At 45.9% G+C, this 23,009-nt stretch carries 18 protein-coding genes; 9 read left to right on the top strand and 9 right to left on the bottom strand.

The window, feature by feature from the left end; translation table 11 throughout:
- Nucleotides 1-25 precede the first annotated feature (25 nt).
- The 5 genes from PK654_RS18595 to PK654_RS18615 all read left to right on the top strand — a co-directional run bounded on the left by PK654_RS18595 (nucleotide 26) and on the right by PK654_RS18615 (nucleotide 6,164).
- On the top strand, nucleotides 26-619 hold the full coding sequence (locus PK654_RS18595) for a hypothetical protein (RefSeq protein WP_271700565.1): 594 nt from the start codon (nucleotides 26-28) through the stop codon (nucleotides 617-619).
- Nucleotides 619-1,989 (top strand): hypothetical protein, encoded by a 1,371-nt coding sequence (locus PK654_RS18600; RefSeq protein ID WP_271700566.1) that lies wholly within the window; start codon nucleotides 619-621, stop codon nucleotides 1,987-1,989. Before PK654_RS18595 ends, PK654_RS18600 begins: the two co-directional genes overlap by 1 nt.
- Before the next feature lie 18 nt (nucleotides 1,990-2,007).
- A complete protein-coding gene (locus PK654_RS18605; protein ID WP_271700567.1) occupies nucleotides 2,008-4,923 on the top strand; it encodes a multiheme c-type cytochrome in 2,916 nt (971 codons plus the stop codon).
- Between the two features lie 116 nt (nucleotides 4,924-5,039).
- Entirely contained in the window at nucleotides 5,040-5,480 is a 441-nt protein-coding gene (locus PK654_RS18610; protein ID WP_271700568.1) for a hypothetical protein, read from the top strand.
- A gap of 69 nt (nucleotides 5,481-5,549) precedes the next feature.
- The gene (locus PK654_RS18615) at nucleotides 5,550-6,164 is read left to right on the top strand and encodes a hypothetical protein (protein WP_271700569.1); all 615 of its coding nucleotides are present in this window, start codon (nucleotides 5,550-5,552) and stop codon (nucleotides 6,162-6,164) included.
- On the opposite strand, the gene PK654_RS18620 is transcribed toward PK654_RS18615, so the two are convergent.
- The 9 genes from PK654_RS18620 to xylA all read right to left on the bottom strand — a co-directional run bounded on the left by PK654_RS18620 (nucleotide 6,127) and on the right by xylA (nucleotide 17,245).
- A complete protein-coding gene (locus tag PK654_RS18620; protein ID WP_271700570.1) occupies nucleotides 6,127-6,540 on the bottom strand; it encodes a hypothetical protein in 414 nt (137 codons plus the stop codon). The genes PK654_RS18615 and PK654_RS18620 overlap by 38 nt on opposite strands.
- A gap of 259 nt (nucleotides 6,541-6,799) precedes the next feature.
- Nucleotides 6,800-8,065, bottom strand: a complete 1,266-nt coding sequence (locus tag PK654_RS18625; RefSeq protein ID WP_271700571.1) for a RidA family protein — start codon at nucleotides 8,063-8,065, stop codon at nucleotides 6,800-6,802.
- Between the two features lie 681 nt (nucleotides 8,066-8,746).
- Nucleotides 8,747-9,490 (bottom strand): GntR family transcriptional regulator, encoded by a 744-nt coding sequence (locus PK654_RS18630; RefSeq protein ID WP_271700572.1) that lies wholly within the window; start codon nucleotides 9,488-9,490, stop codon nucleotides 8,747-8,749.
- A 158-nt stretch (nucleotides 9,491-9,648) separates the two neighbouring features.
- A complete protein-coding gene (locus PK654_RS18635; RefSeq protein ID WP_271700573.1) occupies nucleotides 9,649-10,896 on the bottom strand; it encodes an L-lactate MFS transporter in 1,248 nt (415 codons plus the stop codon).
- A gap of 91 nt (nucleotides 10,897-10,987) precedes the next feature.
- The gene (locus PK654_RS18640; protein ID WP_271700574.1) at nucleotides 10,988-11,941 is read right to left on the bottom strand and encodes a PfkB family carbohydrate kinase; all 954 of its coding nucleotides are present in this window, start codon (nucleotides 11,939-11,941) and stop codon (nucleotides 10,988-10,990) included.
- Nucleotides 11,931-12,953, bottom strand: a complete 1,023-nt coding sequence (locus PK654_RS18645; RefSeq protein WP_271700575.1) for an ADP-ribosylglycohydrolase family protein — start codon at nucleotides 12,951-12,953, stop codon at nucleotides 11,931-11,933. The genes PK654_RS18640 and PK654_RS18645 overlap by 11 nt, the downstream gene beginning before the upstream one ends.
- Nucleotides 12,954-13,045: 92 nt before the next feature.
- Nucleotides 13,046-14,329 (bottom strand): nucleoside permease, encoded by a 1,284-nt coding sequence (locus PK654_RS18650; protein WP_271700576.1) that lies wholly within the window; start codon nucleotides 14,327-14,329, stop codon nucleotides 13,046-13,048.
- A gap of 268 nt (nucleotides 14,330-14,597) precedes the next feature.
- Nucleotides 14,598-15,770, bottom strand: coding sequence for a XylR family transcriptional regulator (locus PK654_RS18655; protein ID WP_271700577.1), 1,173 nt, complete (start codon nucleotides 15,768-15,770; stop codon nucleotides 14,598-14,600).
- A 152-nt stretch (nucleotides 15,771-15,922) separates the two neighbouring features.
- The gene (xylA, locus tag PK654_RS18660; RefSeq protein WP_271700578.1) at nucleotides 15,923-17,245 is read right to left on the bottom strand and encodes a xylose isomerase; all 1,323 of its coding nucleotides are present in this window, start codon (nucleotides 17,243-17,245) and stop codon (nucleotides 15,923-15,925) included.
- A 369-nt stretch (nucleotides 17,246-17,614) separates the two neighbouring features.
- On the opposite strand from xylA, the gene xylF reads away from it, so the two are divergent.
- The 4 genes from xylF (at nucleotide 17,615) to xylB (ending at nucleotide 22,843) form a co-directional block, all read left to right on the top strand.
- On the top strand, nucleotides 17,615-18,610 hold the full coding sequence (gene xylF / locus PK654_RS18665) for a D-xylose ABC transporter substrate-binding protein (RefSeq protein WP_271700579.1): 996 nt from the start codon (nucleotides 17,615-17,617) through the stop codon (nucleotides 18,608-18,610).
- Nucleotides 18,611-18,682: 72 nt separating this feature from the next.
- Entirely contained in the window at nucleotides 18,683-20,206 is a 1,524-nt protein-coding gene (locus PK654_RS18670; RefSeq protein WP_271700580.1) for a xylose ABC transporter ATP-binding protein, read from the top strand.
- Nucleotides 20,203-21,378, top strand: a complete 1,176-nt coding sequence (locus PK654_RS18675) for a sugar ABC transporter permease (protein ID WP_271700581.1) — start codon at nucleotides 20,203-20,205, stop codon at nucleotides 21,376-21,378. Before PK654_RS18670 ends, PK654_RS18675 begins: the two co-directional genes overlap by 4 nt.
- A 13-nt stretch (nucleotides 21,379-21,391) precedes the next feature.
- Complete coding sequence (xylB, locus tag PK654_RS18680; RefSeq protein ID WP_271700582.1) at nucleotides 21,392-22,843, top strand: xylulokinase; 1,452 nt, start codon at nucleotides 21,392-21,394, stop codon at nucleotides 22,841-22,843.
- The last annotated feature ends 166 nt before the right edge of the window (nucleotides 22,844-23,009 follow it).

The raw sequence follows: 23,009 nt of genomic DNA on the forward strand, positions 1-23,009 counted from the left end.
CTGTAACTGACATAAGGAATAAAAAATGACAATGTCGACAACTTTAAAACCATTGCTACTCGGTTTAACACTGCTCGCCTCTGTTGTATTGCAGAGTAATGCGTGGGCATACTCCTATGCTGCAGCGGGTAAAGAGCCCTTGATAGAAGGGCGTGAAACCATTATTAATGCTCTTGCTGCAAACGACTTTACAACAGTGACATCAGCAGTAGCTGAGCTGAAAGAGGAGTTTGATTATCTGCTGAGTGACCACAATGTGGATCTTTCTACACCGATGCAGCAGGCAATCGCAGAGAAGAGCGAACAAAAGGTTGAGCAGGTGATGGATCAGGCGGTGGTTGAAGAGATTATCCGCCGTCTTGATGGTGCAGAAAAGAACCTCGGTGACTATCAGGTCGCTAAAGTGCTGGTGGTTAAAAGCAAACTGTTCCTTGATCTGATTATGCCTAAGTTAAGTGAAGCGAACAGAACCAAAGCCAATAGCGCGATACAGGGTGTACTTGCTTCTATTGGCAATCCGGGTGTTTTCGGTGTGGGACAGGCTCCGGCAGATCCGGCAAAGTTTGCCAGTTTTAAGTCTGAGCTGACGGGTGCGATTTCAGGCTTGCAGCACTACTAATGAGAACTGGCGTACGCCTGTACGGGCTGATGTTTATTGTGGTTTATCTGATCTGGGCGGTGTGGCTTAGCCACTATCCGTTCCAGTTATCCAGTGACGATGCCCTGAACTTCTCCCGTGCAGTTGAACGCTTTTCGGTACTCGAGTTCCGGCCACATTTTCCCGGCTATCCGGCATTTGTTGTGTTTAGCCGCATTGCTGCATTCTGGGGTAATGCAGAGGTTGCCAATGTGATGGTCTCTTTTGTATCCGTTCTGTTAATACCTTTGGCTGCCAGCGTGATTATTTTCTCAGTTACTTCATCTTTGTTTGCCACTGCTTTGACCGGTTTGCTTATTATAATGCAGCCTTTAATGGCGTCCCTTGCCCTTAATGGATTATCAGACTCTCTCGGCATACTGTTTTTGCTTTTGGCTCTGATGAGTGGGCTTAAAGATCGCTACTATCTGTCCGGGCTGTTTCTGGGACTGATGCTGGCTAGCCGTCCTTCTTATTTCCCTTTGCTGGCGGGTTTTCTGACGGTTCCGCTGTTAATTGTGCCACAAGGTAACAAGCTTAAATCTCTAATGCAGGGGGCATCGTCAATTATGTTGGTAGGTGCTATTAGCTTTGGTTATATCTGGATTTATGACGGGGCAGCTTATATTGAGGAAGGTATACGCTTTACCTCAGGTCATTTCGGTATCTGGGGAAATACCTATGCCAGTGATGCTCCTTTAGCTCTGCAATGGTTTGATTCTCTGTCGGCCGTATACGGTATTTCCGGACTGATGATAATAGCGCTTGCCCTTTTGATGGCGGCAAAGAATGCGTTAGGAGTAAATCGCGGAGAGTGTAAGCAGCAGACAGTAATCGCACTGGTATTATCGGGCTATTTGATTTGGCTTTTACTGGCTCAGAACCCGGATAACCTGCGTCACTGGGCACCGGTGATGGTGCTATTTTCCATATTGATCTCACTTGAATTTCACCGTTTTAGTCAGAATAGCCGCAGCCGTCTGATAGCTGGCGTTAGTGGCGTGGGCGTGCTGCTCTGTTTTGCAGTTTCAGGCCTGAAAAATACTCACTTCCTTCTGATGCAGGCACCGGTACAGCAGGCAATTAGCTGGCTAAAAGAGCACCCTGAAGCAGAGGTTGTGGGAACTAATTACAGTGTAAATCTGTTGCGCAACGAGCTGGAGGGCCGTGCTGTGTATGACATGTATTACCCCAGCAGTTCACTCGCTCTTGGGAAAAGCAGCAAGGGTGGCTGGCGCATTACTGGTACCCGTTTAAAAGATCACAAATTAATTACGCAGTTTCCGGCTCGCTTTAGCGGGGAACGGCGTCTCTATTTATATAAAATCAGCCGGTTACAGACCGGCAGTTAAATTACTGTAAGGTATAAGATGTTAAGTAGTAGATATCAATCAGTACTATCAGTTGTTTTGTTGGCTCTGACCTTTCTTGTCCCGTTGGCTAACGCTGCGGATAAGAGCAGTTCCATACGCTTTGATTCCGATAAACAGCGTATATACAGCGCCAACTTTGATACGGGCAGCGTCAGTATTCTCAATCGCAGTGATGGTAAGCTGATAAAAGAGGCAACGGTGGGTAAAGATATACGCCGTGTTGCGATAACAGATGATGAAAAGCAGCTGTTGGTTACTGACTATCTCAATGACAGAGTACTTTTACTCGATGCAGATAGCTTGAAGGTAACGCATAAAACAGAGGTTCCTTCCCGTCCGTTTGGCGTGGTGTTTAATCCAGTGCATCAGCTGTTTTATGTCACCAGTTTTGAGCGTGCCAAACTTCTGGTAATCAATCGTTCCGGTGAAATCGTTAAAACTCTTAGCACGGAGCGTTCTCCCCGTGGATTGGCGCTGACGGATGATGGCCGCTTGCTGGTAACTCACTCAATGACTGGCCAAGTCTCACTATTTGATGTCAGCGCAAAGGTGCCTGTCCTGAATAAGGTGATTCAGCTAGTTGATACTGCTAAGAACAAAACCGAAACCGTTCCTCAGGGTAAACCCCGTCTGCTGGATAATATCGTTATCTCACCTGATGGCAGCACGGCGTGGTTGCCTCATGTTCTCTGGTCTTTCGGCCACGATTTTCAGTTTCAGTCTACCGTGTTCCCGGCCATCTCCATCCTTGATCTTGAGAAGGGCAATGAGCATGAAATCCTGGATGAGCGTAAGCAACTATTTAAGCAGATAAACATTATTGAGAGCGGCAACCGGGTCAGAATCGTTTCTAACCCTCACGATGGCGTATTTACTGAAGACGGAAAAAAGGTCATGTTCACCATGGCAGGTTCAGAAGATCTTGTGGTATTCGATCTTTCCCGTCAGGGTAAAAAGAACAAAAACCGTCACCGACGTAAGAAGTTTCAGGGTGGGGTAAAAGCTACGCAGATTTACCGTAATGTACCGGGTAACAACCCGAAAGGTCTGATTGTTTCCGGTCGGGAACTCTATGTTCAGAATGCCATGTCACTGGATATCGCTAAGTTTGATACGGGTGCTGCCGGCCCTTTTGCCAAGCTGAAACTGAGTGAGAAGAGCTTTGCTGATCTGGTCTCTTCGGATCCGTTACCAGCTCAGCTTCGCTTAGGTAAAACCTTGTTTAATTCAGCAAACACCGCTGACAACCCAGAAATGCCGATGGCAGGGGATTTCTGGATGAGCTGTAACTCTTGCCACTTTGACGGCTTTAACTTTACCAACAAGCAGTTGATGGAAGACGGTAAAAAAGACCGCTTCGAAAATGCCCTGACAGGCCATGTGGATGTAAGAAAGATGATTGCCGGCGATCCCGTTGGTGCTTATATCGATATTATCCAGAAGACCCAGGGGGGCATGGGTGGTGACCCTAGAGAGGATGCACCTGAAGAGATAAGTGTTGAGAACCCGCCGGTAGAAGTCGCCAAGATGATGGTGGCACTGAACGAATACGTACGATCTCAGGAGAACCTGCCTTATCTGTCGACATGGTTACGTCTGGACGATAACAAGCGTTATACCCATCCGGATGAGTGGATTAACTCTGCAGAATGTTCTGAATGTCATAAAACCATTTATGATCAGTGGGCGGACTCAAATCACGGTATGAATATGGATCACCCATATTATCGTCAGCATGAAAATGTGGCGGCAAAAGTTGAGGGCGAAGAGTTTCGCGTGCTGTGCCGTGGTTGTCATGCACCGCAGATGGTAATTAATGGCGATAATAAGCCCCTTGAAGAGTTTGGTGATATGTATGAAAAGAGGGGCGAATCTCTGCTTCAGGCAATGGCTCATGGCAAGCCCGTTAATGAACGCGGTACTGGCTGTGTGTTCTGTCACCGGGTAACTAAGGCAGAAGATGCCGGCGGTAATACGGATATGACCATCAACCTGAAAGACAGAGAGAGTTATGTATTTGAAGATGCTGACTCAACCCTGCTTAAATGGCTGTCTGAAAAGCAGATCAACGCAAATCCGGAAAGACATAAGGCGTCTTACTCAAACCCTGAGCTTTACCAGAGCTCACTCTACTGTGCCACCTGTCACAATGAGTTTACTACCGGTCAGGGCGCCAATATCAACGATAACTTCGGAGAGTGGCTGGCTTCACCGTTTAACGCTCCGGATGATCCGTCTCAGCATAAAACCTGTATCGATTGTCATATGACGCAAGATGTTAGCGATTTTGATAATAAAGTTGGCGGCCAGTCTACAGACGATGGTCCGATGAAGTCGAACCTTCGCTCGCACCATTTTGCCGGAGGAAATTACTTCTTTACCGGTATGCGAAACCCGGAACATAAGAAGTTAAGTGAAGATATTCTGAAAACTGCACTTACGCTGCAAGTGGAAAAGCAGGGCAGAAACTTTACCGCCATGGTCACTAACGTCAACTCAGGTCACGATATGCCGGGCGGTGCCCGTCGTCAGGTTTGGCTGGAAGTGATTGCGACTGACGCCAACGGCAAACGCGTATTTGAGTCAGGTGTGATGAAGGATGGTTACATTCCGAAAGATGCACGTAAGTTTATTAAAGTCGGGGTGGACAGAGACGGTAAACCGGCCGGACAGATTTTCTGGCGTTACGTGAAGATAGGCAAGGATACCCGCCTTAAGTCGGGCAAAACACGTAATGAAGTGTTTGAGTTGCCGCAGCAGGTGCAATATCCGTTGACGGTATCGACCAGAGTGCTCTATCAGGTATTTGCTAAAGGACTGACGGAAAAAGTGAGAGCCGCATTCCCTGAGGAAAATATTCCTGATCCGGAAGTGATTGAGCTACAGAAAGTGGTTCAGGTTTATCAGAACTAATATCTAATCAAACCTTACTGTCTAATCCGTTCTGACAGTAAGGTTTTTTCTCCACTCTGCTTTGCCTGCTGTGGTATATTTAGCGGCCAAGACTCAATAGGGAGAGCGAAAAAACCATGAAAAAACATAACCCTGAAATGCATACAGCAGAACATGTACTCAACCAGACCATGGTACGTATGTTTGGCTGTGAAAGAGCATTTTCTACTCACCTTGAACGTAAGAAATCAAAAGTTGATTACCGTTTCCATAAAGCGCTAACAGCGGAAGAAGAGAGCGAGATCGAACTTAAGGTTAATCAGGCCATTTCAGAGCATATGGATGTCAGCTTTCAGGAGCTTTCTGTTACTGAAGCAGAAGCCAACTATAATCTCGGACGTCTGCCGGAAGGTGCCGGAGACCGTATTCGTATCGTCTGTATCGGCGATTATGATGCATCACCTTGCATCGGTGACCATGTAGAAAATACCCGTGAAATCGGCACCTTTGTTATGGGCAACACCAGCTTTGATAACGATGTGCTCAGAATCCGCTTTAAGTTAAAGCGTCCGCAGTAACCTCTGAATATTGCCAGCCATACAAGTAACACCGCTATCCCTACTAGGCGGTGTTTATAGGAGTAAACCATGACTAATCGCTTACGTGTCGCTGTTTTAGCACTGTTGATACTGATTGCTGCTGTTTTATTTGAGCAAATGGGTAATAACACGGCTACGGATGCTAGTAAGCAAGATCAGGTTATGCTTAACTTGTTTAGCCTGAAAACCGATCAGACATGGTTGATAGAGGTTCCGAAAACAGAGGCTAAAGCTGCGTTAACAAGGCTTAGCTCAGATAGTGATAACTATCAGGTTAGTGGTGATTATAGCTATCAGGAAGAGCGGGGCACTGTTGAACTGGATTACTCCAAAATTACACCTCTGCCTGTTGGCGATGTCAGCCAGAACATGACATTTGTGGCTCCTTTCTCCGTTTCAAATCAGGGATCGGGACTATTCTGGTATCTGGGCATGTTCAAACTGGATATCAAGAGTGCCAGAGTGGCTCAGCTCGATAGCCTGTTTCTTGGAGACAGAATTAAGATTCAGTCCCTTTCAACAGATGACCCTTTTGATGTCAGTTCAGCGGTAAAGATAAATTTTCTGCAGCACGGTGAGGATCAGAGTATGTCCGAAACACCTGCGCAACAGACAGAGAAAATCATTAAGGTTGGTAAATCAGGCTTTCCTGCGGGATATTAATTTCAGCCTCTTCAAACCAGCTTAATGCCGACTTGCGGTTAGCAAACACCTGAATATTGTGATTTTTCATCTGTGGGATATCGCGCTCTTCCAGTCTGGCCAGAACATATTGAGTATGAATAATGGCGATAGCGACAAGTTGGGGATAGTTCAGATCCCGATAAAAATCGTCGACGGTTTTATAAGCTTCGGGAGTTGCTCCAGTCAGCTCTGTACAGTCAACTAACAGGAAACATCTTCTGGAGCCGAAGGATTTGATGGCTTGTTTTTGTGCGTTCAGGCAGGAGGTTATTCCGGTTTCATTAAATGCGCCATTGAGAGAGCAGATAATAACCTCTCCCTTGGTTTCACATTGATAACTTCCGTGTTCGTACACCACGCCTCTCCAGTTAGATAATATCAGTTTTTAAAATAAGACAGTTGGCTAATATTATCTCCATTTATTGATATTGCCTGAATGCCGATCAAAAAAACAGGCGATAAAGTAGAGAACTTCCTGTCAAAAAATGTTGGTTGGTTTACTGAGTGTATAACGTGTAGTGTGGGGGTTGTGAGGGCAGGCAGGAAATTACTACCTGCATACCCGGTAGGAGATCGGGTACACAGATAGTAATGATTAGTATAGCTAGCTCAGATTAGTGCTGAGGTAGTGTACCTTCGCCGTTAGAGACAATGGCATCCATTTGTACAGCTGCATCCATTGGGATTACAGAAACACCGATAACGGTTCTTGCCGGCAGGTCGCCTTCAAAGAAGCTCTTATACACTTCGTTAACCGCGTCTAGGTCTGCCACATCTTTAAGCTGGATGTTTACCTTAACGATATCGTCCATTACGTGGTTTACGCTTTCAACGATGGCTTTGATGTTCTCAAGGCACTGTTTCGCCTGCTCTTTAACGCCGCCAGATACCACTTCACCAGACTTAACATCAACAGGAAGCTGGGCAGAGATGTTGTTGTAGTGAGAGAAAGCAACCGTCTGAGTAGACAGTTTACTTACAGGCGCCTTATCTGTGTTGTTAGGACGGATAACTATATTGTGTCTGTCTTCTACAGCTTGTGGTGGAGTGCCGTCGCCGTGAGAAACAGTGGCATCGATTTGTACGCGTGCATCCATTGGCAGGCCTTCAGCAACAACCACAGAGCGGGCTGGCATATAGCCAACGGTTCTTGCGATTGAAGAGTCAGGGAAGAAAGTGGTGTACGCTTCGTTTACTGCGTCAACGTCAGCAAGGTCACGAACGTGGATGTTGATTTTAACGATGTCATCAAACGGAACGTCTACACCTTCCATGATTGATTTAATGTTTTTCAGACACTGAGCCGTCTGCTCTTTCACACCGCCAACCACTACGCTGCCAGTTTTCGGATCAACAGGTAGCTGAGCTGAGATATGGTTGTAGTGAGAGAAAGCAACAGTCTGAGTAGACAGCTTGCTTTGTGGTGCTGCATCCGTGTTACGAACCAGCTTAACCAGATCACATGGATCCTGAGAAGGGGTACCTTCGCCGTTAGAGATTACTGCATCCATCTGAACCAGTGCGCCATCCAGTGGAAGGGCTGCAACCGCCAGTGTAGTGCGGGTTGGCTGATAGCTCTGGAAGAAACCAACATAAACCTGATCAACAGCGTCGATGTCCATGATATTTTTCAGGTAAACATTCACACGTACAACGTCGTACATGCCGTGGCCGATGCTCTCAACGATGGCTTTAATGTTTTCCAGACACTGTGCTGCCTGCTCTTTCACACCACCTTCAACTAACTGGCCGCTTCTTGCGTCAACCGGTAGCTGAGCTGAAATGTTGTTATAGTGAGAAAAAGCCACTGTCTGAGTGGAAGCAGGGCAAATTGGTGCATTTTCGGTATTTCTTGATACTTTAATGATATCGCTACTCATAACGATAGCTCTCCTGTTCGGTGTAGTGTTTCACGTGATTGAGTTGTTTGTTCGCCGGAATTTGAAGTGAGTTTGGCCCCAGCCACTATTGCAGACTGTTGGTCACATGGTCCTGATGTGACTGGTTTTAAATCAACTAAAATTCGATGACGTAGTACGGTTTTTTAGAATTTATCTTTGTCGCTTTTCCTGCGGGAAAAGAATCAAAGTGGTGCTATGGCAAATGAAGCTGTTTAGATGAAATTTATAAATTTCAGAGTATTACTAATGTACGACTGTACCGAGTAATTAAATTATATGGCCATTAGTCACCTTCTGTTATGTGCCCTGAATGGTGAAGCAAGCTGAAATTCAGGCAGCAGAAAGACGCTTAATCCGTTCTCCTAAGCACATGGGTGACACACTATAGGATATTTGTTGTTAATCAGTGAAGTTGGTCACATAGTTAGGGAGATATCGGCTTGAAAAGTGAAAAATGACTTTTTAGTTGATTGAATTGTCATCATAGGGAAGGCAAATTTTTCCAATGAGACAGGGAAAGGTAAATAACCTTTTTAATGCTGATATCAATGGTTTTTTCTTAATTAAATTTGAAGAAACAAAGCCTTTAACCATATATTTAACTAAAGGCGATAAAAATAAGATATTTAATAAATAAACAATAAATTACAAATAGATACCTTAATCTTCACTAACAAATACATACATATCACCACGGCAGCGGTTGATACTGTATTCAATAGGGGAGCCGCTCTTGTCATAAGCGGTCTGTTCAATCAGCAGCACAGGAATAGTCTCTTCAATTTGCAGCTTCTCCAGAAACTCTTCTGTTGGCATTTTAGCCGATACGCGGCTTTGAGTTTTGGTCGGAACAATATCGCGACTGCGGAAATAATCGTAGAGAGAGAGTTGAATCTCTTCGGCATCATGAATCAAATGAGAGGGAACATAGGACTCCTCAATAGATACCGCCTGTTCGTCAATATAACGAACCCGTTTCAGCAGGAACACCTCTTCACCGGAAGAGATATTTAGTTGTTTGGCGATCTCTTCAGAACAGGGAATAACGTTTTTCTTAATCCACAGCGTGTCAGGCTTTTTGCCTTTCAGAACCACCTGCTGAGAAAAGCCGGTGGCTTCTTTACTGGAATACTCAAGGGTTTCACTGATCATGGTTCCCAAACCACGGGAGCGGACAATTACTCCTTCTTTGTCCAGAATATCCAGCGCTTTACGGATAGTGATTCTGGAGACACCAACCAGCTCACTAAATTCCCGCTCAGTCGGAATAAAATCACCACCTTTAACGATCTGCTGTTCTGTTGCCAGCTTTACAGAGTCGGCGACCTTAAGATAGAGAGGAGACTTATCTTTTTTCTCAATGCGCTTTTTAATCAGGTCAATAAGTGGTTGATAGGTATTCATATTCACAACTATTCCGTTCAGATATTCACTCAGTATAACGTCTTAACCTGTAATACCCAAGTAACCTCAGCAGGCAGAATTCAGAGTTGCATCAAGGTGTTAAAGCGCCGGTATTAAACTAACGTGTGTTATACCTGACCGGAGCCCGGAATTATCCTTTAGTTAAGTTCAACGCAGGCAGCTTGTTTTTCCTCTAGTACTGAAGTATCTGTTAACGGCTTAACCCTGAACGTCATCACTGCCGCCAGCGTAACCAATACTGCGCAGATCATATAAGCAGTGGCATAACTTCCTGTTGTGTCAACAGATATGGCTGCGACTACGGGGCCGATAAATCCGCCTATGCCCCATGCGGTATAGAGCACGCCATAGTTAGCTCCATAGTTTTTCAAACCATAAAGATCTGCCATTACGGAAGGGAACACAGCGAGCAAAGTTCCGTAGCCGATTCCGGCTAATGCTGCACCAACCATTAACGGCACGCTGGAAACAAACTGGCTAAACAGCAACATATTGACTGCCTGAAGCACCATAGCGATAGCAAGGGTTTTCAGGCCGCCTATCTTATCGCTTAGTAGTCCTGAAACCAGACGGCCGCCGGAGTTAAATATAGACAGAGTGACAACAAGATAGGCGCCTTCAGTAATACTTGCCTGCGTCGCAGCAATGGAGGTGATATTGGCAATAATCATCAGACCGGCAGAAGCGCCGAATGCGTACATCAGCCAAAGTAGATAAAACTGGCGGGTTTTAATCATCTCCTGCCATGTATAGTCGGATTTGATGCCTGATTCCGGTTGTTTTGGTTCTGAAGTATCTGGTGTTTTGTGTAGCTCAGAAGCATAGTCAGAAGGCGGGCTAATAATGGTAAATGAAAGAGGCAGGGCGATCAGAATCAGGCTGGCACCCATTATCAGAAAAGCGGAGCTTAGCCCAAAACCAGTGATGAGGTAGCTGGTGAGAGGAGCAAGGTAGATAGCCGCCAGGCCGAATGCCGTGGCCAGCAGGCCGTTGACCATGCCTTTTTTCTCAGCGGGAAACCATTTCATTGCTGTCGGATTCAGGCAGGCGTAAGCAAAGCCGATTCCCGCTCCGGTTAGCAAACCGAAACTAAGATACAAGTTAACGGGAGTAAGGGAGAGGCTGGAAAGCACCATACCGATCCCTGCCAGAAATGTTCCTGCCATCAGTACTTTTTGTGGGCCGATTTTATCCTGTATCCTGCCGGCTATCAGTAACGACAGAGATAAAACCACAATGGTAATGGTGTAAGGCATAGAGGCCTGGCTGTTGCTCCAACCCATATTAACAAGTGCGTTTTTAAACACACTCCAGGTATAGAGAACGCCGATACACAGGTTGACACCGCAGGCGGCAAACAGAATTTGATTTGCTCTTTTTTTCATAGTCTTTGCTTAACGGAAATAGCAAGCATCAGACCCTGAAATTCAGCGCCTGATGCTTAAGTTAAAAAGATAAAGGAGGTACCGAACCAGATTAGTACTGGTGCAGGTAGCGGGTGATATCCGGCAGGTTAGGGGCGCAATCACCACCAACATGGCTTACCACATAGGAAGCAACGGCATTCCCAAGCAGAATTGCATCTACCAGATCCCAACCTGATGCCAGTCCGGCTAGTACACCACCGGCGTGGGTATCTCCGGCACCAATGGTGTCAACCACATTGGCCTTAAACGGAGCAACATTGCCTGTTACCTCTTTATCGGCGAACAGGGCTCCGTCACTATCGATGCGCAGGATAAGCGGGCACTGATATTCGGCATACCAGTTTTCAACGAAAGGTGTGATGCCTTTCATTCCCAGCACTTCAGCTTCCTGACGGTTAAGTGAAATAATAGGCTTAAGGGCAATCAAGCGCTTAAATAGCTCAGGCTCAACATCAGCAATACGCGGGCCGAAGTCGATAAACATATCTGTGGTTTGCGGCAGGGACTCAAGCCAGCTTACTAACGTTTCACCGCTGGCTGACGAGAGCTGATAACCGGAAAGGTAGATAATGGCATCATCTTCAATGGCAAGCTGGGCAAGGGTGTCTTTACTCCATTGATTCTCTACACCGCTGACAGAAAGGAAGGTTCTCTCGCCATCCGGCTCAACTAAGGCCATACACCAGCCGTTATCACCCTCCGGATTGTGCAGGTCGCTGGAGAGGTTGTGCTCTTCCATCGCCGTTTCTACCACATCTGCCCATTTACCTTTACCGATTGGCAGCGCGTTAAGGGAGTTTAAGCCAAGACGATTCAGCGCAATGGCAATATTCAGGGCACAACCACCAACGTGGATGCCTTTCTCTTTCAGTTCTACGTCTGCACCGCGTTTTGGCAGCTCAGCCAATTCAGTAACAATATCAACCACCGCTGCGCCAACCAGACAGATCTGGCGCTTATTTCTAAGGGAAGGGATAAGCTGAATCAAAGAGTTATGAGGCATGAGCTTGCTCCTTTAAGGTACGAAGACGTAAGAACTTATCACTGTACTGCTCAAAATCGAGCTGGTTTTCATCGTCCAGTTGCTTTTTAAGTTTACCATCAATGGCATCAATACCGTTTAGCGCACCGCAAATAGCAGTTGCCATTGCACCGATAGTGTCCGTATCGCCGCCAAGGTTGGCACACAATATGGCGCAACGGTTAGGGTCTGTTTCAGCAAGCTCAACCATAGCAATGGCGGCTGGAACGGATTCAATGGTACTTACACCGGCACCGACCAGGTTGTAAATTTTCTCCATCCGGCTCTCGATACCGCTGTTTTCAGACGCAACGGAAAGGGCGAGTTCAATACGCGATGCCATAGAGGCACTGAAAGTGGTGACGTTTTTGTTTTGTGCCGTAGAGGCAATGGCAGGTAACTGATCACGGATAGTTGCCCAGCTTTCGCCTTCAATGGCTTTGGAAACAGCCCATGCAATGGCGACTGCACCTGAGATAGCCACATCAGATTTATGAGTCGGGCTCGAGGCTAAAGCGACTTGATCAACAAAGGTATCCAGACAGTGAGTCGGCAACAGGCAACCCATTGGCGAAACGCGCATTGCGGCTCCGTTAGTTACGCCGTTATTCTCAAGTTCGCTGATTGGCGTACCTTCTTTAATGGCACGCATAGCGGCTTTGGATGATGGGCCAAAAATGTTTTTGTTAAAGGCATCGAAACCTTCTGCCCAGCTTAGTACGTTTCTGGCGATCACTTCAGGGACGATTTCGCCGTCACACTCAATAATAGCATCGGCCAGTGCCAACGCCATTGAGGTGTCGTCAGTAAACTGGCAGGCATCGAAATAACATGCTGCGTTGTTCTCTTCAGGGCCTGGCAGAAAGCTGTCAATCCAGCCGAAATGGGCTTTAACACGACTTCTTGGCCACAGCTCAGAAGGCATACCCATAGAGTCGCCCAGAGCCTGTCCATAGAATGCACCCAGAATGCGTTGTTTTTTACTTATGTTCATCTTACTACACCAAAAAATAGGTTAAAAAATCCTGCTCTGGCGCTCTTACTGCAAGAGCAGGATAGGGTTTTAATTACGCTTTTGGCGTAGGGTTAAGCTTGTGCTTTTTCGGCACTTGGCGTCTGTTTCTCTTTATCGATTTCTATCTCCTGAATTTCACCGTCTGGTTCACGGAAGAAGAACATAAAGATAACCAGGATGACGGCAATCATGATGCCACCGAAGCCCCACATGCCGGCCCAGTCGAAGGTCAGGCCATTTTGTGGCTCATCGTAGGCGAACATTTTCTCCATCAGCAGGCCACCCAGACGATAACCCAGCAGGCTACCAATGCCCTGACAACCAAGCGTGATCAGGCCCTGAGCTGCGGTACGCATATGAGCTGGTGCTTTTTTATCTACATAGATATAAGCGGTTACGAAGTAGAAGTCGTAGCTGATACCGTGTAGCAGGATACCGGCGAACAGTAGTGAGTACAGGTACCATGTTTCTGCACTGCCGTAGACAAAGAAGCCGTAACGGATAGCTGCAGTGAACAGACCAAGTAATAGAACCTTTTTAATACCAAAGCGTTTGGTGAAGAAAGGCAGAGCCAGCATAAAGAAGATTTCAGAGAACTGACCCAGCGTCATCCAGCCGGTAGCGTTGCTCATACCGACTTCTGTCAGGTAACCATTAGCAAAGATATAGTAGAAAGCCAGAGGCATGCTGAACATAAATGAACAGACAAAGAAGGCAAGGAAGTTTCTGTCTTTCAGCAGAACAATCGCATCCAGACCAAGCATTACTTTCAGGCTAAGCTTACCGGTACTCTTAGGCGGAGTGTTTGGCAGAAGCAGAGCGAATACACCAAGTACCGCAGAGCTAAGTGCAGTAATGATCAGCGGGATATTGCTTGAGGAGATATCGCCGTAACCCAGCCAGCCCGGCAGGAAACCGACTGCAATACCAGAAGCGATCCAACCGATAGTACCCAGAACACGGATACGCGGGAAGTCACGCTCTACATCGTCAACGTTAGAAAACGCAATACTGTTGGTCAGTGCGATGGTTGGCATATAGGTTAATGCATAGAGCAACAGCAGAGGGAAGAAGCTTGAAAATTCAGTCTGTTGCGCTGCAAGGTACATTAAGGCTGCACCGGCAAGCATCATCACGGAGAGTACTTTCTGTGCAGGGAAGAAGCGGTCGGTAATCGAACCGACAAGAATAGGAGAAAGAATGGCTGCAATTGCTGTACACGCATACGACCACGCAATCTCTGTCGGAGTAAATCCGTTGGTTGTGAGGATTTGCCAAAGAGGAACAAACCATGCTCCCCAGATAAACCATTCAATGAACATCATGAATGATAGTTTTGTATTTGTTAGTTTCATATAGGGTTCCTTTGGTACTGTTTGGTACAGGAAAAATAATAATCCCAAAAGATACCAATACAATACCAAGGTGGTGTTTTTGTGATCAGAGATCGAAATCCTGCTGATAATATTAAGTATATACGTTATTGAAAAATAGTGCAGTTTAGCGATTAACTTATTGTAATTATTAGGTTTATCTGGAGGTTAGGCAGAATTTAAATGATCGGATGGTTTTTGATTGGTTATATGGCCAATCAAAAATAGCAAGGAGTGGAAAAAAGGAGCGTTATGAGCGTGGTCTGCTCCGGAAATCTTTTGGGGTCTGATTGAGGTTTTTCTTAAATACAGAGTACATATACTGAAGCGAGGGATATCCGCAAAGCTCGGCTATTTCTGCAATAGGAAGAGAAGTATTGACCAGCAGGGTACAGGCTCGATTGAGCTTAGAGTTGTGTATTTCCTGATGAATAGAGTGGCCTCTCTCCTCTTTAAAGCGTGATTCCATATTGGAGCGTGAAATGCCGACATGGCTAAGCACCTGATCGACCTTAATTCCTTTACAGGCGTTGTGACGAATATAGTGCATAGCCTGAATAACATAGGGATCTTTCAGTGCTTTAAAATCTGTACTCTGGCGTTCATAAACCTTAGTTGGCGGCACTAATACTCTTGGTAATGAAGAATCGATCTCTTTTCTTTCCAGCTTTTTATGCAGAATTTTGGCAGCACGATAACCCATCTCTTTGCAACCCTGACCAACTGAACTCAGGGATACCTGGGTCAGGTAGCGGGCGAGCTCTTCATTGTCGATGCCTACAACAGATACCTTGTCAGGAACCATAATGCCCAGTTGTTCACAGGTCTGAAGTAAGTGACGTGCCCGTGAATCTGTAACAGCAATAATTCCCACCGGAGTAGGCAGCATCTGAATCCAGTCGGCAAGGCGGTTCATATCGTATTGCCATGTTTTTGATGACGTTTCGGAACCTCTGTAAACGGAGCTTTTGTATCCCTCCTGCTCTACGATGGAAACAAAGGCAAGCTCTCGTTCCTGTGCCCAGCGCTTCCATGAGTCAGATGGAATTCCGTAAAATGCAAAATTTTCCAGCCCTTTCTCTTTTAAGTGCTGAAAAGCCAGTTCAACCAGCGCATGATTGTCTGTGGCAACATAAGGTACTTGAGGATAGGCATTTTTATCACTGTAAGAGCCGCCAATGGCGACAATGGGGATATCGACGCCTGACAACCTCTCAACTACTTCCGGATTATCGAAATCAGCGATAATACCGTCACCTTCCCAGGCGTCGAAGTTTTCCAGATGAGTGACAAAATCTTCCTCAAGGAAGATATCCCATTCACACTGCGAAGCCTGAAGGTACTCACCAATTCCCTCTATGACCTGACGGTCATAAACTTTATTAGCGTTAAACAGAAGAGTGATTCTATATCGCTTATCCATATCGTCTGACGTAGTAAATTAACCAATGTGAGTGTAACAATAGATAGTATCTGCCAAGTATGATCTAAAACCCAGTTGTGAGATTTCAGAATGGAGATGTGAAAAAACTAAAAGCCTGCAGTGGCAGACTTTTAGAATTCACGTGTGATTTCTTAAGGTTTAAAAATTACGTTATTAACGATATTTTCTAATCGTTCCTGCCGGCCAGATTCCTTTTGCGGAGCGATATTGTTTTCTATCGCGTAGTGAGCAACTTCCTGAAGGGTAATATCACCGCAAAGAATCTTTCTGCCCAGTTCATCGTTCCAGCCGGCGTATCGTCTGGCAATATTTTCAGACAGCTCGTCGTTCTGAATCATTCTCGCGGCGCGCTCCAGCGCTAGTGCCATTGTGTCCATACCACCGATATGGCCGTAGAAAAGATCTTCTGCATCAATGGATGGACGACGAACCCGTGCATCAAAGTTAAATCCGCCGGTAGTGAAACCGCCGGCTTTTAGGATCTCGTACATAACCAAGGTGTTTTCTTCCACACTGTTAGGGAACTGATCCGTGTCCCAGCCAAGTTGTGGGTCACCGCGGTTTGCATCGATGGAACCGAACAGACCAAGAGATGTTGCTGTAGCGACTTCGTGCTGAAAACTGTGACCGGCAAGTGTCGCGTGGTTTGCTTCGATATTGACCTTCACTTCTTTTTCAAGGCCAAACTGTTTCAGAAAACCGTATACCGTAGCCGTATCATAATCATACTGATGCTTTGTAGGCTCCTGTGGTTTTGGTTCAATCAAGATGGTGCCTTTAAAGCCAATCTTGTGTTTGTGCTCAACCACCATTTGCATTAGCCGGCCAAGTTGTTTGCGTTCTTGCCGTAGGTCAGTGTTGAGTAGGGTTTCATATCCTTCCCGACCGCCCCACAGCACATAGTTTTCGCCGCCCAGACGGTGAGTTGCACTCATGGCATTAAATATCTGTGTGGCTGCGTAGGCAAATACCTTTGGATCAGGGTTGGTTGCCGCACCGCACATATAGCGTTGATTGGAGAAAGCGTTTGCCGTACCCCAAAGCAGTTTTAATCCTGTCTCTTCCTGCTTTTTCTCCAGCACATCAGTCATTTTGGCAAAATTGTTAACATACTCTTTAATGTTTGCACCTTCCGGAGCGACGTCAGTATCGTGGAAGCAGTAGTAAGGCACACTCAGTTTGGAAAAGAACTCAAAGGCGGCATCAGCTTTCATCATCGCCATTTCCATGGCGTCACCATGTTGCATCCATGGGCGGTCAAAGGTGCCTGCACCAAATATATCTGCACCGGGCCAGCAGAAGTTATGCCAGTAGCATGCAGCAAATCTTAGGTGCTCCTGCATAGATTTACCTAAGATCACTTTACTTGCATCATAATATTGAAAAGAGAGAGGATTATCAGAATCCGGCCCTTGGTATTTAATTTTATCTATATTGTCAAAATAGTCTTTCATAATCGCCTTTCTCTGTTTTATATAAACTGTTTATTAATATTTATACCTAAGGGGTGTCGGCGCAATTACGATATTTAATATCACTATTTACCTATTTTGCTTGTGTGAGCTAAATCTCTTTGTTGAATATTTTGATTTTATTCTTGTCATCATAAGTTATTGTAAAATAAGTGTTATGTGTACCTTGTGGGTATTGTGAGATAAAAGAAAAATATATCTTTGTCACAAAAAAAGCAGTATGTGAAAAAACGTAATTTGATTGCGAAATCTGTCAAAAGAAACATGAAAACTACTGTTGTAGAGTGAATTGAGATTCACCAGTTCAGTGAATTTAACTCTATGTGAACGTGAAAAATAAAGGACAGTAGAATGAATAAATTAATAACTCTTCTATGTGCCGCGCTAATAACCGTGAGCTCTCCCATATTCGCCAAAACAGTAAAAATAGGTATGGTGATCGATGATTTACGGTTAGAACGCTGGCAAAAAGATCGGGATATCTTCGTTGATAAAGCTGAGTCACTAGGAGCGAAAGTTTATGTTCAGTCAGCTAACGGCAATGAACAGACTCAGATCTCTCAGGTTGAAAATATGATCTCCCGCGGCGTTGATGTGTTGGTGATTATCCCGACTAACGGTGAAGTACTTTCTAACGTAATTAAAGATGCTAAGCGTGACGGCATTAATGTGCTGGCTTACGACCGCCTGATTAATAATGCGGATATCGATTTTTATCTCTCATTTGATAATGAAAAAGTCGGTGAAATGCAGGCGTCGGCACTTCTTCAGGCGAAACCTAAGGGTAAATACTTCTTGATGGGCGGCTCTCCGACAGACAACAACGCCAAGCTGTTCCGTAAAGGTCAGATGAATATTCTGCAAGCAAAAATTGATTCTGGCGATATAAAGGTTATTGGTGATCAATGGGTTGATTCATGGCTGGCTGAAAATGCGCTGAAAATTATGGAGAACGCGCTAACAGCTAACCACAACGATATTGATGTGGTTGTAGCTTCTAATGACTCAACTGCTGGCGGTGCGATTCAGGCACTGGAAGCACAAGGGCTGGCTGGCAAAGTACTGATTTCAGGACAGGACGCCGACTTAGCTGCGGTTCGTCGTATTGTCGGCGGTACGCAGACAATGACCATCTACAAACCAATTACTGCACTGGCAACCCGTGCTGCTGAAATTGCCGTTGAGTTAGGCAACGACAAAGCTCCTGCGAGTAACTCTGTACTGAACAATGGCGCAAAAGATGTTCCTGCATGGTTGCTAGAGCCGATTGCCGTGAACAAAAACAATCTGAAAACAACGGTAATTGCAGACCAATTCCATTCTGAAGACGACGTTTATCGTAAATAACCATTTATCCGGAGAGAGTTGCCCCTGGCTGCGGGCAGCTTTTTCCGGCAACCGTTTTATTGAGGATTGTTTATGTCTCCATTATTGGAAATGCGCAACATCGTAAAGAAGTTTGGTGTTGTTAAAGCACTCGACGGGGTGAGCATCCGCCTGTCCCGTGGTGAGGTTCTGTCACTGTGTGGGGAAAATGGCTCAGGTAAATCGACTTTGATGAAAGTACTTTGCGGCATCTACCCCCATGGCGACTATGAAGGGGAAATCTTGTTTGAAGGTAATGCTATTCAACCTAACAAGATCGCTGATACTGAAGCACTGGGCATCGCCATCATTCATCAGGAACTGACATTAGTTAAAGAACTCAGCATTCTGGAAAACCTGTTCTTAGGCTCAGAGATTTGCCGGCACGGGATCATGGATTACGAACTGATGCACCATAAAGCCAGGCAATTATTGAGTAAGGTAAGGCTGGATGTCTCACCTGAAACCATTATTAGTGACTTGGGGGTGGGGCAGCAGCAGTTAGTTGAGATAGCCAAAGCACTTTCCAAACAAGCAAAGCTTCTGGTACTCGATGAACCGACAGCGCCTTTAACAGAGTCAGAAACGGCGATTCTGTTGTCACTGGTAAAAGAACTGAGAGCCAGCGGTGTCAGCTGTATTTACATTTCCCACAAACTAGGGGAGGTAAAGGAGATTTCAGACCATATCTGCGTTATCCGCGATGGCCAGTATATTGGCTCTAAGCCTGCTACTGAGATGAGCACTGACGATATTATTACCATGATGGTAGGCAGGGAAATGAAGCAGCTATTTCCAAGGGAAGAGCATGATATTGGTGACATTGTTCTGGAGGTGGATAACGTTAGTGCCTGGGATAAATCCAACTCATCTATTCCCAAGGTAAAAAACGTCAGCTTTAACCTTAGAAAGGGAGAGATACTTGGCGTTTCCGGACTGGTAGGTGCTGGCCGGACGGAGCTGATGGAATGTCTGTATGGCTGCTATCAGGGAAAGTACAAGGGTGAATTTCGTCTTAAAGGTGAAGAGATTGTTATCAGCAACAGCCGGGAGGCACTTAAGGTAGGAATAGCCATGGTGCCGGAAGATCGCAAACGTAACGGTATCGTACCTATTATGGGCGTAGGCGCGAATATATCGCTGGCGGCAATTGACCAGTTTACAAAAGCAGGAGTGTTAAACGACACCCTTGAATCAAGTGCGATTGCCGACTCTATTGAACGGCTTACGGTAAAAACCCCTAATTCTGAATTGGCTATTAAAAACCTCTCTGGTGGTAATCAACAGAAAGCCATTCTTGCCCGTTTTCTGATGGTTAACCCCAGCGTTCTTATTCTGGATGAGCCGACCAGAGGTATTGATGTCGGCGCGAAATACGAAATATATAAATTGATGTTCAGGCTGGTAAAGCAGGGCATCAGCATCATCATGGTCTCCTCAGAACTGCCGGAAGTACTCGGAATCAGTGACCGTGTGCTGGTAATGCATGAGGGAGAGATCAAAGGTGATTTAGTAAACGAGAATTTAACTCAGGAAATTATTCTGGATTGTGCATTATCTGAAGGAGTTGCAGCATGACTGAACAATCAACAGTACTTAACAATGAAAAAGCAGGCGGATTTGTTCATCAACTCAAACAGATGAATGTTCAACTATTGGTGATGGCGGCGGCGATTCTGGTCATTATGCTGTTTTTTAGTGTGATGACTGACTGGAGTTATCTGACTCCGAGGAATATTTCTAACCTGTTCAGGCAAACGGCGATTACCGGCATTCTTGCTATTGGTATGGTATTTGTCATTATCAGCGGCGAAATAGATCTCTCTGTTGGCTCAATGATGGGCTTGTTGGGAGGTATTGCCGCTATTCTGGATGTCTGGCTTGGTTTGCCTATTGTATTCACAATTGTGATAACTCTTTCCGCCGGTTTGATGCTAGGTATATGGAATGGCTGGTGGGTGGCTTACCGCAGAGTGCCTTCTTTTATTGTTACCTTAGCCGGTATGCTTGCGTTTCGCGGTATCTTAATTGGTGTTACGGACGGCACTACAGTTGCACCTACGTCTGAGGCTATGTCGATTATCGGGCAAAGTTATCTGCCGGATATGGTCAGCCTGATAATTGGTGTGGGTTGTCTGGCGGTTTATCTGGGCTGGCAAAAGAAACGAAACATGATGCGTCGTGAGTATCAGTTACCAGTACCGTCGGTTCAGGTGAGTTTGGTTAAAAATGTGCTGCTTGGTATGGCTGTTCTGTCTGTCATCCTTTTGCTTAATGATTACCGCGGTGTACCGACGCCGGTATTGCTTTTGTCTGCCTTTTTAGTAGCAGGCACTTTTATCGCTTCAAAGTCCCGCTTTGGTCGTAGAATATATGCTATCGGCGGAAATATTGATGCATCGCGCCTGTCGGGTATTAACGTAGAAAAAACTAAGTTAGCTGTATTCGCTATGAATGGCTTTCTGGTGGCGGTGGCGGCACTGGTATTGAGCTCACGTTTAGGTGCGGGTTCGCCTTCTGCTGGTAATATTGCTGAACTGGATGCTATTGCCGCTTGTGTTATTGGTGGTGCCAGCCTTGCCGGTGGTGTCGGAACGGTTATCGGGGCCGTTATTGGTGCTTTTATCATGGCGTCTCTTGATAACGGAATGAGCATGATGGATGTCCCGACCTTTTGGCAGTATGTGGTTAAGGGCGCTATTCTGCTGTTAGCAGTTTGGATGGATAGTGCAACCAAACAGAAACGATAGGGGCTGTTGACTTATGTATATTGGAATCGATCTGGGGACGTCAGGGGTTAAAGTCATTCTGATGGACGATAGTGGTCAACTTATCTGCTCAGCTACCGAGCCATTAGAGGTTTCAAGACCGCAGCAATTATGGTCTGAGCAAGATCCGGAACAATGGTGGAATGCAACATGTTCAGCTTTCAGCACACTGAAACAGAAGAGTGACCTTTCACTGGTAAAAGGTATTGGTTTATCTGGCCAGATGCATGGTGCGGTTCTGCTGGATAACAAAGGAGCCGTATTACGCCCTGCCATCTTATGGAACGATGGACGCAGCTATAAAGAGTGTTCAGAACTGGAGCAGCAGGTTCCGTTATCCAGAGAGATAACCGGAAACATCATGATGGCAGGTTTTACTGCACCAAAGCTGAAATGGGTGCAAAAGAATGAGCCAGAACTGTTTGGCAAAATCCATAAAGTGTTATTACCGAAGGATTATCTGAGATACAGGCTGTCCGGCGATTTTGCCTCGGATATGTCTGATTCTGCCGGTACTATGTGGTTGGATGTTGCCCGAAGGGACTGGAGTGATGATCTTTTAGCTGCATGCGGCCTTTCGCGGCAACAGATGCCTAAGCTGTATGAAGGGTGTGAGGTTACCAATTACCTTTCATCCAAACTGTCAGAAAAATGGGGAATACCCGAAGTGGCGATTGCTGCGGGAGCAGGTGACAATGCGGCTGGCGCAGTGGGCGTTGGTATTGTCGAGCCCGGACAGGCAATGCTCTCTTTAGGCACTTCCGGAGTTTATTTTTCAGTAAGTGATGGCTTTTCGTCTAACCCTGATTCGGCTCTGCATAGCTTTTGTCATGCGCTACCCGGCACTTGGCATACCATGTCAGTGACTTTAAGTGCTGCATCTTGTCTGGACTGGGTTGCCAGCCTGACGGGGCAGAAAGTAGTGGGTTTGATGCTGGCAGAAACGGAACAGAAAGCTAATCCGCACTCTGATGTGGTTTTTCTGCCTTACCTGTCAGGTGAGCGTACACCGCATAATGATCCTAAGGCAAAAGGTGTGTTCTTTGGCATGACACACGACACGAGTAAAGCTGATTTAGTTCAGGCTGTGCTTGAAGGTGTTGGTTTTGCGCTGGCGGATGGTTTAGATGCCTTGCATGAGGCTGGTGAGAAGCCGGAAGAGATTGCACTTATTGGTGGGGGAGCCAGAAGTGGTTACTGGCGTCAGATGCTGGCAGACATTTTTGAAATAAAGTTGGCTTACCGCAGCGGAGGTGAAGTAGGGCCGGCTTTAGGTGCAGCGAGACTGGCTAAGTTAGCTACAACAGACAACGTTACAGTTGCAGATATTTGTCCGGTTCCCGAGTTAGTAGAAGTTCATACGCCAAATAAGGAAAAAAGCACATTATTTAAGCAAAAAAGGCAGACCTACCAGAAGCTTTATGGCCAACTAAAAGATCTATTTTAGGTTACCTCAGCATTCAGAATAGGGTTAAGCTCTGACGGACGACGGAGCTTAAACCCTACGAAAATCGCACATCCAGCTGTAATAGACTTTGTGCTACCAAAGAGTTGCGTCTGAACTCAAAAGTAGAAAAATAGTACTTAGATACAGTACTGGCTAAGTGCGCCTT

This window comes from Vibrio sp. SCSIO 43137 (assembly GCF_028201475.1).
GTDB lineage: Bacteria > Pseudomonadota > Gammaproteobacteria > Enterobacterales > Vibrionaceae > Vibrio.

Bases quoted from the DNA above. Each gene is read 5' to 3' on its own strand.
- PK654_RS18595 (WP_271700565.1), top strand. From the start codon at position 26: ATGACAATGTCGACAACTTTAAAACCATTGCTACTCGGTTTAACACTG.
- PK654_RS18625 (WP_271700571.1), bottom strand. From the start codon at position 8,065: ATGAGTAGCGATATCATTAAAGTATCAAGAAATACCGAAAATGCACCA.
- PK654_RS18610 (WP_271700568.1), top strand. From the start codon at position 5,040: ATGAAAAAACATAACCCTGAAATGCATACAGCAGAACATGTACTCAAC.
- PK654_RS18670 (WP_271700580.1), top strand. From the start codon at position 18,683: ATGTCTCCATTATTGGAAATGCGCAACATCGTAAAGAAGTTTGGTGTT.
- PK654_RS18615 (WP_271700569.1), top strand. From the start codon at position 5,550: ATGACTAATCGCTTACGTGTCGCTGTTTTAGCACTGTTGATACTGATT.
- PK654_RS18600 (WP_271700566.1), top strand. From the start codon at position 619: ATGAGAACTGGCGTACGCCTGTACGGGCTGATGTTTATTGTGGTTTAT.
- PK654_RS18650 (WP_271700576.1), bottom strand. From the start codon at position 14,329: ATGAAACTAACAAATACAAAACTATCATTCATGATGTTCATTGAATGG.
- xylB (WP_271700582.1), top strand. From the start codon at position 21,392: ATGTATATTGGAATCGATCTGGGGACGTCAGGGGTTAAAGTCATTCTG.
- PK654_RS18675 (WP_271700581.1), top strand. From the start codon at position 20,203: ATGACTGAACAATCAACAGTACTTAACAATGAAAAAGCAGGCGGATTT.
- PK654_RS18655 (WP_271700577.1), bottom strand. From the start codon at position 15,770: ATGGATAAGCGATATAGAATCACTCTTCTGTTTAACGCTAATAAAGTT.
- xylA (WP_271700578.1), bottom strand. From the start codon at position 17,245: ATGAAAGACTATTTTGACAATATAGATAAAATTAAATACCAAGGGCCG.
- PK654_RS18640 (WP_271700574.1), bottom strand. From the start codon at position 11,941: ATGCCTCATAACTCTTTGATTCAGCTTATCCCTTCCCTTAGAAATAAG.
- PK654_RS18605 (WP_271700567.1), top strand. From the start codon at position 2,008: ATGTTAAGTAGTAGATATCAATCAGTACTATCAGTTGTTTTGTTGGCT.
- PK654_RS18630 (WP_271700572.1), bottom strand. From the start codon at position 9,490: ATGAATACCTATCAACCACTTATTGACCTGATTAAAAAGCGCATTGAG.
- xylF (WP_271700579.1), top strand. From the start codon at position 17,615: ATGAATAAATTAATAACTCTTCTATGTGCCGCGCTAATAACCGTGAGC.
- PK654_RS18635 (WP_271700573.1), bottom strand. From the start codon at position 10,896: ATGAAAAAAAGAGCAAATCAAATTCTGTTTGCCGCCTGCGGTGTCAAC.
- PK654_RS18645 (WP_271700575.1), bottom strand. From the start codon at position 12,953: ATGAACATAAGTAAAAAACAACGCATTCTGGGTGCATTCTATGGACAG.